The sequence below is a fragment of the Paenibacillus sp. JT31N7 genome (genome assembly GCF_059692095.1).
This window is the reverse complement of the sequence record NZ_JCAUAT010000007.1, coordinates 22912-36072: the sequence shown is the minus strand read 5'-3', so window position 1 is coordinate 36072 and position 13161 is coordinate 22912. Positions and strand designations below refer to the sequence as shown.

Genomic DNA, 13161 nt, shown 5'->3' with positions numbered 1-13161 from the left:
TGTGTTGGCCAACCTTCCAAGAGGATCATAATCAAAACTATACTAATGCACGAAAGCCACTGAAGAAAATCGGCGGCCTGAATGAACTTGGGGTTCAACTATCGTTCCCCGTTAGCGCAACGACTTACTCTGTTGAATTTCGTGTTCCTCAACATAAAGCGGCATCAGAGAAGGCGAATCGTACCTTATCGCGGCCTTTAAACGACAAAATGGTACCGATAGCCATAGCCCCATAGCTGCAACGAAATAATGAGCCTAATCCGACAGTGCTCGCATGATGTTGGATTTCGCCTCTGCCGCAATCGCTTCATTCCCGTCATCGACCGCTTGCATCAAGATCAGTACGGGGATGTATACCGCGATCAGCCGCGCCAGCAGCTTCGTTTCCTCGTCCGCTCCTCCGTAAGTTTCGAAAAACACGCCGCGAGCGTAAGGTGGTAAAAAGCTGTAAGCAACGCTCAAATCGCAAGCCGGATGGCCTACGCTCAGATCGCCCCAATCAATGATGCCGGAAACGATCCCGTTCTCATTCACAAGCATATTTTTGAAATGAAGATCGCCATGTAGCAGTGCATTCACCGCCTCGACACGGTCCGTTTGCAGCCTGCTAATATACGCTTCGATCACACCGGACTCCTCCGGCGACAAGTGTTCAACCACCTTCGATAGAAAGCCCTCCAATTTCACTTTGCGCGATGCTATGTCCGTCAAGCTTCGATGATCTTGCTGAACTCCGCACTTCAGCGCCGCCTGCACCGGAAACTCATGCAATCTCCGCAAAAATTTCGCCAGCGTCTCTGCCGATAAAGCCCGGCGTTCTTCCGTCAAACCGATGGGGAAATCTCCTGGCACGTAGGCATAGCCAAGAAATGGTGCCGGGTATTCGTCACTTGCTTCGCCATAAAACAACGGTTTCGGATAGGGGATGGTCATATATGCCTCCAGCTTCGGCAGCAGCTTCCCTTCCATGCGAATCGAGCCAACTGCAATCGTTCTTCTTGGAAACCGGAACACGTACTCGTCACCGATGAGAAAAACCGTATTGTCCCAGCCCCAGCCCAATCGCTTCACTTGCTTCGATGACAGCTGAGGGAATTGTCTGCCGATCAGCGTCCGCGCCTGCTCTTCGTTAACCTCCCACTCCGCATCCCATACATTCGTTCCTCCCATGAAATGTCTGCCTCCTCGTTCCTTACTTTATTTAGACGTTTACATTCCCTGGAAGTTACGCATAACTGCCCGTTAGTTGAACAAAAGCAGCCGATCAAATTGATCAGCTGCTTTCTTCGTATTATTGAGCTATCGTTTCCTGTTAGCTTAGTCTTGTTTCTAAGTATTAAAATGAATATTATCTACCCTTTAGCCAATAAGACCCTCTCGTCAAAATCATTTTAACAGTCTTCGGTCGCTCTCTTTTCATCACTGTCATTTCCAAAACAAATTTTAAGCTCAGAATATTCGTACTTTGGATAAGAAAACATAGAGGCGTTGGCGAAGAGTGCTTATATTTGAAGGAGTACAGCAGTTTTTCCTATAAATAACTATTTAGGAAAATCATATTAGAAAGTGTCCGATTTCTGCTTCCTCCAGTTTTAAATTTCTCTATAAATGGCTCATAGTAACTTTTACTGTCTCTATGATAACGATCACTATTTGGTCTAATTTTAACCAAGTTAACATCCCAATATGTTAAATACCACATTGAATTACCTTCTTCCTAACTTGAAATACCGAAGGACTGTTCCACTGAAGTGGTAGTCCTTCGGTATTTCTTTTTACTATTTTTGTGAGTTTAAATGGTCCTATCCATAAAAATTCTAAAAATGGAAAGAATGAAATTTAAGAATACAAGGGGGCGGGATAAGTTATGGTACTAGATCCAGTCATTCCATTTGAACCAACTAGGATGCAGAATCCTCCATCAGGAACTAACTGGGTGGCCCAAGTAAAATGGGATGGGGTAAGACTTTTACACTACTGTGATGGAAATGAATCTCGATTATTCAATCGGAGATTGAATAATCGTACAGTACAGTATCCTGAGTTACTTGACACTAACTCCTTCTGCAAAGCTGATTCTGTCATTCTTGATGGAGAGGTCATTGCCTTTGACAACACTAAGCCTTCCTTTCATGAAGTTATGAAAAGGGATCGTTTGAAACAAGAACAAAGTATAAGTCATTCCTTAAACATAACACCTGTGACCTATATGATTTTTGACATCTTGTTTTACAACGGCACCTGGGTTACTGATAAATCATTAGAATACAGACAACAACTGCTTGATCAAATTATCGTACCCAGAAATAATATACAAATTGTACAAAACTTCAGCGATGGACCAGCTCTTTTTAATCTTATGGGTCAATATCAAATGGAGGGTGTAGTTTATAAGGACCTCTCCAGTAGATACAGAATAAATGGTAAAGATGATCGATGGAGAAAACATAAGATTGTGAATGATTTATTTGCAGTTGTAGGTGGGGTAACACGAACTAATCACATTGTTAATTCACTTTTATTAGGTCTGTATACCTCTAAAGATGACTTTATTTATATCGGTAGTGCAGGTACAGGGAAATTAACACGTCATGATTGGGCATTCCTCACTGAACAAACGAATAAGATTGTTTCAACAAAATGTCCATTCTCAAATGATCCTGAGAAATCCAAAGATGTTATTTGGGTGAAGCCAGAGTTAACCGTGAAGGTTGAATATCTTGAATTTACTCCCGGTGGTTCAATGAGACACCCAAGTATTCAAACTATTGTTGATATTGATAAAAATGAATGCACAATAAATCAAATACACAAGTAAGTGAGTGTACATAATTCATGACTTAATGTACAACGCATTATTTATGTACATGTATTTATTAACATTTGTTACCCTTATAAAACAAGAAAAGATATAAATTTTTACGATTAATGTCCATAACTTTTATGTAGATACTTCAATAAGATTTGGGGAGTACTTATGCGCTCAAAGGCAAAGATCACCGCTGGCGCAAACATAAAAACTACCTGGATGTGAATGCGGTTATCGGCGGAGTGACGTATCGCTCAGGTGTCGTGAATGCGATTCTGCTCGGTCTGTATAACGAAGAGGGGCAGCTGGTATACATCGGACACGCGGGGACCGGCAAGCTGAGCCGCCAGGATTGGATCGACCTGACGGCTTTAACGAAGCCTCTTATCGTGCCGGAGAGGCCGTTTATTAACGAACCGGAACGGAGCAGGGAGGCCGCCTGGCTGCAGCCGCGGTTAACCGTTAAGATCCAGTTCATGGAATGGACCCGGTATCTGACCCTGCGGCAGCCGAGTATCCAGGCTTTTCTATCCGTTGCTCCCGAGGAATGTACGTTCCTGCGGGAAAAGTAAGCCGGCACAACAAAAACGAGCCCCCGAATAGGCGGCTCGTTTCTGCTGTTGTTTCCTGTGTGCGGGCTCAGGACACCGTTTCCTTCGCCTTCTCCTTCGGCTTGCGCGGTTTGGCCGCGGCTTTGGGCTTCGCTTTGGCCTTGGCGTCCGACTTGTCCGCCGCGACGGGCTTGACTGCTTCGAGGCTCGCTTGCAGCGCGGACATCAGGTCGATCACGTTGGTGCGTTTCTGCTCCGGAGCGACCTGGACCTCTTCGCCGGCGACTTTCTGCTGGATCGCTTCCATCAAAGCGCTCCGGTAATCGTCCTGGTACTTCTCCGGCTCGAACGGCGTAGACAGCTGTTCGATCAGCATTTTTGCCATCGTAAGCTCTTTGTCATTCACGTTCGAGGCTTCCGGAAGATTGGGAACCTGACCGATTGCGCGAATCTCATCCGGGTAGAAAATCGTCTCCAAAGCGATGCAGTTATCGATAACCCGGACGGCGGCGAGACTGCTTTTGGAACGGATGGAAATGGTGGCGATCCCGATTTTGCCGGTCTGTTTGATCGATTCGAGCAGCAGATTGTAGGCGTTGGCCCCCGTATCTCCCGGAGAGAGGTAGTAAGTCTTCTGAAAATAAATGGGATCGATGTCGGTCAAATTGACAAAATCCAGGATTTTAATTTCTTTAGTCGCTTCTCCGGAGATTTGCTCCAGTTCTTCTTTCTCAAAAAGAACGAAGCGGCCGGGCTCGTATTCGTAGCCCTTCGTAATTTCCGCCCACTCCACTTCCGTGTCGCAGGTGGTGCATTTTCTTACGTAAGAAAGCGGGGTGGTGCAGCGTTTATGAATGTAACGCATGGAGATGTCTTTCTCTTCCGTAGCCGAGAACATTTTGACGGGAACGTGCACCAGACCGAAGCTGATGGCGCCTTTCCAGACCGTATGCATGAGGGGAAACCTCCTAAGGGTACCCGCGTAACGGGCTTATTGTATGGATCCGCATGGGACCGGCCGCTCAGTGACCAAACTTCTTTTTAGGATCAGTATGTCCAAAAAATTCGCCGGATATGAATGCTTTAGGCGGATTTGTGCCACGCTAACCGGAGCCAGGTTTACTCCGGAGAGTGGAGGTGAATGAAATGGGAGACGACAATCAGCAAAAAGAAGTCAAAGACGGCAACCATCAGGGCCGGGACGACTATTACATGGACATCGACCGGATGATCAATGAAGGGCTTGGCGGCGGCCAGGTTACGGTTCACAACGGTCTGATCGAGGAATCCACCACGGATACGATGGGATATCCCGAATCCGTAACGGATGACAAGGAAGAGTGAGGACGGCGCCTGCATGAAGGAAAGTACATGCAGGCGCTTTTTTTTGCGGGACGGGAAGGAGTCGGAAGGGCGGCGGTGCCTTGGCGGAACCCGCATATCCCGGTTGCTAGAGGAAGGAGAGAGGGCTATAATAGGAGGCAAACCAAACCGGAGGAGCGGCATCTATGCAGCATGACGAATTCGGCCTGATCCGCCTGCTGACGGGGGACAGACAGCAGGCGGACGGAATGCGTTCGCAAGGAGTTGTCGTCGGCATCGGAGACGATGCGGCCGTTACGGCTTTGTCTCCCGGCATGCAGCTTGTCGCCTCTTGCGACACGATGACCGAAGGGATTCATTTCCTGCCTGTGACGATGCGGGATGAGGACATCGGATTTAAAGCGATGGCTTCGAACATCAGCGATATGGCCGCGATGGGCGCGAAGGCGCGTTATGCGCTTGTCGCGCTATCTTTGCCGAAGGATGCCGACACGGAACAGATCCGGCGCATTTACGCCGGATTGTATGAGTGCGCGGACTTGTTCGGTGTGGCCGTCATCGGCGGCGACACGACGTCCACGCGCGGCGGAATCGTGCTGACCGTCACGATTCTGGGCGAAGTCCCCGCAGGCCGGGCTCTGCTGCGCAGCGGCGCGAAGCCGGGCGACGCCGTCTTCGTGACCGGGCCGCTCGGCGGCTCGGCCGCGGGGCTGAGCTACCTCCTGCACCGCGGCACGAACGCGGCGCATTGGGGCGAGCTGCCCGCCGAAGCGGCGGAGCTCGTCCGCGCCCACACCCGGCCTCTGCCGCAGGCTGCGGCCGGGGAGCTGCTTCAGCGCACGGGCCTATGCCGGGCGCTGAACGACATCAGCGATGGACTCGCGAGCGAAGCCGGCGAAATCGCCGAGGCTTCGGGAGTCGGGCTCCTCATCGCGGAGGAGAAGCTGCCGCTGGCGGAGGGGCTCCTCGCCTGCGCGGAGAAGCTGGCCGCCGACCCGCTGGAGTGGGTGCTGTACGGCGGCGAGGACTACCAGCTTCTGGGCACGGCCGCAGAAGCGGATCTGGCATCCCTCCGCGAAGCGTTTGCGCGCGAGGGGCTGCCCCTGCACGTCATCGGACGTGTGACGACCGCCGATGAAGGGGTCCGGCTGCAACGACCGGACGGGACGGTGCAGCCCCTGCCGAAGCGGGGCTACAATCACTTTGCTGCGAAATGAGAGGAAGCGACGGAAATGGCTTACCAATATAAAGCCGCAGACGAACGGGACACGGAAGCATTGGCAGCTCAGCTTGCAATGCTGGCGGGTCCCGGCGCCGTAATCGCGCTGGACGGCGATCTTGGCGCGGGCAAAACGCGTTTTTCGCAGGCGGTGGCTAAATCGATCGGGGTGCAGGGCGTTGTCAACTCCCCGACTTTTACGCTGATTAAAGAATACGAGGGACGAGAGTTCCCTCTCTATCATATGGATGTTTACCGGATCTCTTTGGAAGAAGCCGAAGATTTGGGGCTGGACGAATATTTTTACGGAGAGGGCCTGACTTTGATTGAATGGGCGAGTCTGGTGGAAGAATTATTGCCGCCGAACCGGCTTGAAATTTATATCGAGCACAGCGGGGAAGACAAGCGGGTGTTCCGCTTGAAACCGACCGGACAGCCTTACGAGAGCTGGTGCGCAAATTTGAAAGAGAACGGATGGTTGGTATGAGCAGCGGGAACGGAAAAAGTACGCAGGAGCGGGAAAAGGTGACGCACTCTACGCTGGCCGGAGATAGTGAAGGCCGCGACGGCAGCCGGTCCGTATTTGACGGAAACGGGTATGTGCTTGCGCTGGATACGTCCACGGCTTCGCTGGCCGTTGCCCTGCTTCGAGACGGCCGCGTAGTCGGCGAAAAGCACACGATCGTGGAACGCAATCATTCGATTCACCTCATGCCTCATTTGCAGGAGCTGCTCGCGTCACGCGGTATTCGGCCGAAGGATCTTGCCGCGGTCGTGGCAGGCCAGGGGCCGGGATCTTATACCGGAGTACGGATTGCGGTAACCGTTGCGAAAACCTTCGCCTGGTCGCTCGGCATTCCGGCGGCCGCCGTCTCCAGTCTGGAGGCGCTGGCGCTGGGCGGGCGGACCGCTTTGCTCGCCGATGCGGCCGGGGGCGGTACGGACGGTGCCGTGCGCTGGTTCGTGCCCCTGATGAATGCCCGGCGGGGGCAGGCTTTTACCGCGCTTTACGCATCGGCGGGGAATGAGCCGGCCATTGAGCTTGCGGGCTCGGAAGGCGTAAGCGGCAGCTTGGCATCGGGCAACACGGGCGACAGATGGGCCCGGCTTCAGCCCGACGGCATCCGCCTCGTGACGGAGTTTACGCGGCACATTGGGGACGCTGCGAGGGGAGCGGAAGCCTCCGGGACGGCTGAGGCGCAAATCGCGGGCGAAGGCGGAACTTTTAGGGTGCCTTCGGGTTTTGCAAAACCTCAGGAGATCGTTTTCGTCGGGGAGACTTCCTTTTTCGAAGAGACGATTGCGCAGGCGGCGGCAGAGCTGAACATCCCTGTGCGCGTCCTCCCTTACGATTTGACGGCGGCCGAGGTAGGGTTGCTTGGCTTGCCCCGGTTAAAACGCGGGGAAACGATCGACAAGTATACGTTCGTTCCGAACTACACCCAGCTTACGGAGGCTGAAGTGAATCTGATGGCTAAGGCCAAATCCTGACGGAAAGGGGAGGGGTTCTTTGGACGAACGAAGATGGGAGCAGCCTGCTTCAACCCCGATTTTCCGTGTGATGAGGCTGGACGACATCCCGCACATTTGCGAAATTGAGCAGGAAGCCTTTACGACGCCCTGGTCGGCGGGCGCTTTTCACAACGAGCTGACGAGCAATCATTTTGCCCATTATACGGTGATGATGGTAGACGGCGTCATTGCGGGATACGGGGGCATGTGGCTCATTATGGATGAGGCCCATGTGACCAACATCGCGATATCCAGCCGGTTCCGCGGCCGCAAGCTGGGAGTTCCGCTCGTGCACCAGCTGCAATCCAAGGCAAAATCGCTGGGGGCGGTCCGCATGACCCTGGAAGTCCGCGCGTCGAATCACATCGCTCAGCGCCTTTACGATAAAATGGGCTTCCGGTACGTCGGCGTCCGCAAAGGCTATTACACCGACAATAACGAAGACGCGATCATCATGTGGGCGGATTTGCCCGACACGAATCAACCCGCCTAAAGCGGCGGCAGCGTCCTATTCGCACTCGATAAAAGGGAATGAAAAAACCTCATGAACACTACAAAGCCTGTGTACATTCTGGCCATTGAAACAAGCTGCGACGAGACATCCGCAGCGGTGATAGAGAACGGGACCGTTATCCGGTCCAATGTGGTTTCAAGCCAGATCGAAACCCACCGGCGCTTCGGCGGCGTTGTGCCCGAAATCGCTTCCCGGCAGCATGTCGAGAGCATTACCTGGATTTTGCAGGAAGCGCTCGATCAGGCGGGCCTTGCGATGAAAGACATGTCCGCTATCGCGGTCACCCAGGGGCCCGGTCTGGTCGGCTCTCTGCTTGTCGGCGTAGTGGCGAGTAAAGCGCTGGCTTTCTCGCTCGGTCTGCCTCTGATCGGCGTGCATCATATCGCCGGGCATATTTATGCGAATCAGCTTGTCCACAAGCTGGAATATCCGCTGGTTTCGCTTGTCGTTTCCGGCGGCCACACCGAGCTTGTGTATATGGAGAGCGAAGGTAGCTTCAAGATCATCGGCCAGACGCGTGACGACGCGGCCGGCGAAGCGTACGACAAAGTGGCGCGAGCCTTGAAGCTTCCTTATCCGGGCGGTCCGCACATTGACCGCCTCGCCCAGGAAGCGGACGGGGAAATTCCGATGCCCCGTGCCTGGCTGGACGACTCCTATGATTTCAGCTTCAGCGGCTTGAAATCCGCGGTACTTAACGTCCTTAACCAGTCGCGTATGCGCGGAGAGGAGCCCGTGGCGGCCCATGTCGCCAAAGGCTTTCAGTCCTCCGTGGTGGACGTGCTGGTAGAGAAGGCCGCGCGGGCCGTCCGGGAATACGGCGCCAAGCAGCTTCTGCTGGCAGGGGGAGTGGCGGCCAACCGCGGACTCCGCGAAGGGCTGACGAAGCGCTGCGCGGAGCTTGGCGTGCCCCTGCTGCTGCCGCCGATGGACCTCTGCTCCGACAATGCCGCCATGATCGGGGCCGCTGCGTTCCTCAAATGGAACCGCGGGGATATCACGGGGCCGGAGTTTAAGGCGGAGCCGGTGCTGAGCCTGGAGAAGTGGGGATACTGAGCTTAGGCTCTCTCACGGATAGTTGGAAAGTTTACCCCTGCTTCGTTTAGCGGGTTAACAAAATAAACAAACAAAGACAGCCTCCGAGATAAGCTTTAAGCATCCGGGGCTGTCTTTGTTTATTCATCGCGCCATTTTGGTGTGCGCTATGGATGGAAAGTTAGAAGCCATTCAGAATTTCACCTATCGTAAAACTCTTGATGCAGCATCAACTGGATTTTAATCCGCCGACGTATGAACAGGCACTCCCAGAGCTTCGCGTGCCATGTCGGCATATTCTTCAAGACCGGATTTAAGGGCGAACAAGCCGATGGTGACGGCGTAGGACCCGAGCACTTCGGCAATGTGCTCCTTCATTCTCGGCCAGATGCGTCCGCCTGCTTTTTCATATTCCTCCAGCAGACGGGACAAGGCTTCTTCGCCGAAAACGGCGGAATACAGGGCAAAGTCCGTAGCGGGGTCTCCGCACTCCGCTTCCGTCCAGTCCAGCAGTCCGCAAACCCGTTGGTTTTCGTCGACCAGGATGTGGCCGGGATGAAGGTCGCCGTGGATTAGCGAGGTATGCTGCGGCCAGTAGGAAGCATCCGCGAGCCAAGCCTGCCAGCGTTCCCAAAGTTCGTCCGAAACGCCGAAGGCCTGCCGGACGATTTCCATGCGTGCCGCAGCGGCTGCTCTCAGGTCAACGGCTTCTACGGCTAACAGGCCCGCTTGTTCGGCGCTACGGCCGTCTATCCGGTGCAGGACGGCCATTGCTGCGGCAAGGGATTGAACGAACTCGGGGGGAAGTGCCCCGGGATCTATGTGCCACGTATAGGTTTTGGCAGCGGCATCCACGGTGGCCGCGGGCGTTCCGGGCAGTCTGCGGTAGGCAATGAGGTCAGGCCGGTTGATTTGCCAGCCGGGAACGGCAACGGGCAGCAAACGGCCTACAAGCTGCAGCACGTTAGCTTCGTAAGCGGCTGATTGTATAACGTCCGGTCTCCTAGGAATACGAAGTATCCAGGATGCGCCGTCTGTCGAGCGGGCGGTCGCCGCCAGAAAGTCCAGACCGGAATCGTTCAGTTCCACAGGCTGCGAGAGGTCCAGTTCCAGATTATATTTTGCCGCCAGGAGGCGGAATTGGTTGAGTTGTTCTTGTTCCGTTAACGGTATTGATTTTTTTACGGAGTCGTTCATATCGGATAGCACCTCTTCATCTTTAATCAAGTAATCGAATCTTATGAAAGCATCCTTACGGGGCAGCACAAATAAGCCTGATCTCTCGTTTTGAAAAAAGAGCAGGTGTGGTGTGTCAGTGTGACTCGCATTTACCTGATTCGCATGAAGTGGATAACCATGTTAAACGCCCTCCTATCGATCTTAGGGGAAATCCCCATGTTAACCTTACCATTGGGATGAAGCCCCGGCAACGGGCGAGTTTTAGTTAGCGAATTGTTTCCGCCCTCGCTTAAAATTTTGAACATTTTGACATTGAGTATTGACTTTGTGTTTTCGCGCATATTATAATCACAACAAGTTCAAACCGTACACGCAACGAACGGGAAAAGTAAGGTCATTCATGTCGCACAGAGAGCTGCGGGTTGGTGCAACGCAGCCGGATGAACCCTGAACTCGCCCGGGAGCGGTAAAACTGAACAACGCCGGCAAGCCGTCCTGAATCCGTGAGACAGATGTCCCATCGGTCAGGTCCGAAGTCTTCGAAGCATCCGGCGAAGTAAGTTTTAACGGCTGGCCCCCGTGATCGGGCAGCGATTGGAACGTCCCGGTATCCGGATACCGGCCGACTTGATTCCAAAAGCATCGAGTGGATTCGCCTTACGGCGGATCAATGAGAGTGGTAACGCGGAAGGCTAACGGCCTGTCGTCTCTTAAGTTAGAGACGGCAGGTCTTTTTTGCATCCTTGGAAGAATACGGATGTGCAGACAGCTTCGATAAACAACAGTGAGATAGATGGACATAGGCTGAGCAAGGCGGAACGACGGTGATCACCTGTCGATCGTACGAGCGAAGCAAGAATGCTGCAGGCACAGCCTGGCGAGCATCGCAAGCAGAACAGAGCGGGACAGCCGGTTAGCAGCAGGATGCCCGGGAAATTGCATCACTTGTATAGCCCAAAAGTATATTCACAAAGGCAATGAACAAGAGTAGTACGATCCGGTAACGGTACAGAGAGCTGCGGGAAGGTGCGACGCAGTCCGTAAGGGATGGGAACTCGCTTGGGAGCCGGGAGCCGAACGTTACGAATGCCGCTTGAGCGGCGGCCGTGACTCAAGCTTGCAAACGGTTGGCCTCCGTTATCGGGCGCGCAGCGGATGAAGGGTAAGACCCTTTCGTATTCGCTGCCGTAAGCGGACTTTCCCGTGTGGAGAGTCAACAAGAGTGGTACCGCGCCGGCACAGCCGTCGTCTCTTTCTGGAGACGGCGGCTTTTTTGCATGCTCAGGGCGACCGAGGCCGGCATGTTCTTATAAAACTCCCGCAAGGAGTTTTTAATAAACCCGAAACGGGTAATCAGGAGGATAACGAAAATGACGAAACGGCAAATTAAAATTTTTGACACGACTTTGAGAGACGGCGAGCAGGCGCCGGGATGTTCCTTGTATCCCGAAGAAAAGGTCCGTATCGCGCGGCAGCTTGTGAAAATGGGCGTGGATACGATCGAACCGGGCTTCCCGATCTCGAGTCCTGGCGACTTCGCCGCGGTTCAGCAGATTTCCCGAGAGCTGCAGGGGGTGGAAATCTGCGGCTTCGCGCGTGCGGTCAAGATCGACATCGACGCCGCGGTGAAGGCGACTCAGGACGCGGCTTTGCGCCGCATCCATATGTTTATCTCCTCGTCGGATATTCACCTGGACTTCCAGCTCCGCAAATCGCGCGAGCAGGTGCTGGCGGAAGCGCGCCAGATGGTTGCCTACGCGAAGCAGTTCTGCGAGCGGATCGAATTTACGGCCATGGATTCCAGCCGTACGGGCCGGGAGTATTTGTATGAGCTGGTGGAAGCGGTCATCGCCGAGGGCGCAACGATCATCAACCTGCCGGATACCGTCGGTTACGCCATGCCGGAGGATTACGGCAAGATGTTCTCGGATGTACGGAAGCATGCGAGAGGCGCCGACAAGGTGGAATTCAGCACCCACTGCCACAACGACCTGGGGCTTGCGGTTGCGAACAGTCTGGCGGCCATCCGCAACGGGGCGAACTATGTGGAAGTATCCGTCAATGGCATCGGAGAGCGGGCGGGCAACTGTTCACTGGAAGAGATCGTTATGGCGATCGAAACGCACAAAGACACGCTGAACATGGAAACCGGCATCGCTTTGGAGGAAATCTACAATACATCGACGATGGTCAGCCGGATGATGAATATGCCGATCGCGTTCAACAAGCCGGTCGTCGGCCGCAATGCCTTCCAGCACGAGTCGGGCATCCATCAGGACGGATTGCTGAAAAACCGCAGCACCTACGAAATCATGGAGCCTGAAAAGCTGGGAATTCCTCGTTCGATGATCATTCTGGGCAAGCATTCCGGCCGTCACGCGCTCAAGCACCGGATCGGCCAGTACGGTGTCGATCTGGACGCCCAATCCTTAGAAGACGTGTACGCCCGCTTCAAGGACATGGCCGACGAGCAGAAGCACGTCACGGACGACGAGCTGCTGAGTCTGGTCGGTGACGCGGGAGCTTCCGCGGCAGAGCGCTTCTCGCTGGTGCAGCTCCAAGTCGTCAGCTCCAGCGACCGCAGCCGGGTGGCATCGGCCACCATCCGCGATAACGAGAGCGGAGCAGAGGCAACCTGGTCGGGTACCGGCGACGGACCGATCGAAGCGATCGTCAACTGCATCCGCCAAGCGGTGCCGATGGATGTGACCTTCGCCGATCTGGAGCTGTACTCCTTGTCCGCCAGCGAAAAAGCGACCGGCGAAGCGACAGTGACGGTATCCTGCGGCACGCAGACTTATAAAAGCTCAGGCCTGGATGTAGATATATTATTTGCGGCGGCCAAAGCTTACCTTTCGGCCTGCAACCAGGCCGTGCGGGCCAATCCGAATGCTTCACAAGGTGTACCCTTAATGGCTTAAATTATTAACAGGGTGGGTGTGAAGAACTTATGCACACCCCCTGTGGATAATGTGCATAACTCGAAAAACTCCGTATTTTTCAGGCTCCCGCTTTTTCT

General features: G+C 53.9%; 12 protein-coding genes and 2 other annotated features. Of the genes, 9 read left to right on the top strand and 3 right to left on the bottom strand.

Annotated features, from left to right (window positions below):
* Window positions 1-255: 255 nt before the first annotated feature.
* On the bottom strand, window positions 256-1170 hold the full coding sequence (locus AC58P5_RS23575) for a phosphotransferase (protein ID WP_068531634.1): 915 nt from the start codon (window positions 1168-1170) through the stop codon (window positions 256-258).
* Between the two features lie 697 nt (window positions 1171-1867).
* On the opposite strand from AC58P5_RS23575, the gene AC58P5_RS23570 reads away from it, so the two are divergent.
* Window positions 1868-2818: an ATP-dependent DNA ligase gene (locus AC58P5_RS23570; RefSeq protein WP_497390948.1), complete on the top strand. Its 951-nt coding sequence runs from the start codon at window positions 1868-1870 to the stop codon at window positions 2816-2818.
* A 146-nt stretch (window positions 2819-2964) separates the two neighbouring features.
* Window positions 2965-3381, top strand: coding sequence for an ATP dependent DNA ligase (locus AC58P5_RS23565; protein ID WP_497390946.1), 417 nt, complete (start codon window positions 2965-2967; stop codon window positions 3379-3381).
* 67 nt (window positions 3382-3448) lie between these two features.
* On the opposite strand, the gene ku is transcribed toward AC58P5_RS23565, so the two are convergent.
* The gene (gene ku, locus AC58P5_RS23560) at window positions 3449-4315 is read right to left on the bottom strand and encodes a non-homologous end joining protein Ku (protein WP_497390944.1); all 867 of its coding nucleotides are present in this window, start codon (window positions 4313-4315) and stop codon (window positions 3449-3451) included.
* A 191-nt stretch (window positions 4316-4506) separates the two neighbouring features.
* Between ku and AC58P5_RS23555 the strand changes: the two genes are divergently transcribed.
* The 6 genes from AC58P5_RS23555 (at window position 4507) to tsaD (ending at window position 8984) form a co-directional block, all read left to right on the top strand.
* Window positions 4507-4704 (top strand): hypothetical protein, encoded by a 198-nt coding sequence (locus tag AC58P5_RS23555; protein WP_497391301.1) that lies wholly within the window; start codon window positions 4507-4509, stop codon window positions 4702-4704.
* Between the two features lie 164 nt (window positions 4705-4868).
* Entirely contained in the window at window positions 4869-5900 is a 1032-nt protein-coding gene (gene thiL, locus AC58P5_RS23550; RefSeq protein ID WP_497390942.1) for a thiamine-phosphate kinase, read from the top strand.
* Between the two features lie 15 nt (window positions 5901-5915).
* Window positions 5916-6389: a tRNA (adenosine(37)-N6)-threonylcarbamoyltransferase complex ATPase subunit type 1 TsaE gene (tsaE, locus tag AC58P5_RS23545; RefSeq protein ID WP_497390940.1), complete on the top strand. Its 474-nt coding sequence runs from the start codon at window positions 5916-5918 to the stop codon at window positions 6387-6389.
* Window positions 6386-7393, top strand: coding sequence for a tRNA (adenosine(37)-N6)-threonylcarbamoyltransferase complex dimerization subunit type 1 TsaB (gene tsaB / locus AC58P5_RS23540; protein ID WP_497390938.1), 1008 nt, complete (start codon window positions 6386-6388; stop codon window positions 7391-7393). The genes tsaE and tsaB overlap by 4 nt, the downstream gene beginning before the upstream one ends.
* A gap of 70 nt (window positions 7394-7463) precedes the next feature.
* Complete coding sequence (rimI, locus tag AC58P5_RS23535) at window positions 7464-7907, top strand: ribosomal protein S18-alanine N-acetyltransferase (protein WP_497391299.1); 444 nt, start codon at window positions 7464-7466, stop codon at window positions 7905-7907.
* A 51-nt stretch (window positions 7908-7958) separates the two neighbouring features.
* Entirely contained in the window at window positions 7959-8984 is a 1026-nt protein-coding gene (tsaD, locus tag AC58P5_RS23530) for a tRNA (adenosine(37)-N6)-threonylcarbamoyltransferase complex transferase subunit TsaD (RefSeq protein WP_497390936.1), read from the top strand.
* Window positions 8985-9203: 219 nt separating this feature from the next.
* Here the strand turns inward: tsaD and AC58P5_RS23525 are convergent, their stop codons facing one another.
* Entirely contained in the window at window positions 9204-10160 is a 957-nt protein-coding gene (locus AC58P5_RS23525) for a macrolide 2'-phosphotransferase (protein WP_497390934.1), read from the bottom strand.
* Window positions 10161-10508: 348 nt separating this feature from the next.
* Window positions 10509-10856, top strand: a binding site (T-box leader).
* Window positions 10857-11110: 254 nt separating this feature from the next.
* Window positions 11111-11398, top strand: a binding site (T-box leader).
* Between the two features lie 114 nt (window positions 11399-11512).
* Here AC58P5_RS23525 and AC58P5_RS23520 point away from each other — a divergent pair.
* Window positions 11513-13063 carry a 2-isopropylmalate synthase gene (locus AC58P5_RS23520; RefSeq protein WP_497390932.1) on the top strand — a complete coding sequence of 517 codons (1551 nt, stop codon included), beginning with the start codon at window positions 11513-11515 and terminating at the stop codon, window positions 13061-13063.
* Window positions 13064-13161: the final 98 nt, after the last annotated feature.

Bases quoted from the DNA above. Each gene is read 5' to 3' on its own strand.
- AC58P5_RS23575 (WP_068531634.1), bottom strand. From the start codon at position 1,170: ATGGGAGGAACGAATGTATGGGATGCGGAGTGGGAGGTTAACGAAGAG.
- AC58P5_RS23520 (WP_497390932.1), top strand. From the start codon at position 11,513: ATGACGAAACGGCAAATTAAAATTTTTGACACGACTTTGAGAGACGGC.
- AC58P5_RS23570 (WP_497390948.1), top strand. From the start codon at position 1,868: ATGGTACTAGATCCAGTCATTCCATTTGAACCAACTAGGATGCAGAAT.
- thiL (WP_497390942.1), top strand. From the start codon at position 4,869: ATGCAGCATGACGAATTCGGCCTGATCCGCCTGCTGACGGGGGACAGA.
- tsaD (WP_497390936.1), top strand. From the start codon at position 7,959: ATGAACACTACAAAGCCTGTGTACATTCTGGCCATTGAAACAAGCTGC.
- tsaB (WP_497390938.1), top strand. From the start codon at position 6,386: ATGAGCAGCGGGAACGGAAAAAGTACGCAGGAGCGGGAAAAGGTGACG.
- ku (WP_497390944.1), bottom strand. From the start codon at position 4,315: ATGCATACGGTCTGGAAAGGCGCCATCAGCTTCGGTCTGGTGCACGTT.
- tsaE (WP_497390940.1), top strand. From the start codon at position 5,916: ATGGCTTACCAATATAAAGCCGCAGACGAACGGGACACGGAAGCATTG.
- AC58P5_RS23525 (WP_497390934.1), bottom strand. From the start codon at position 10,160: ATGAACGACTCCGTAAAAAAATCAATACCGTTAACGGAACAAGAACAA.
- rimI (WP_497391299.1), top strand. From the start codon at position 7,464: ATGAGGCTGGACGACATCCCGCACATTTGCGAAATTGAGCAGGAAGCC.
- AC58P5_RS23555 (WP_497391301.1), top strand. From the start codon at position 4,507: ATGGGAGACGACAATCAGCAAAAAGAAGTCAAAGACGGCAACCATCAG.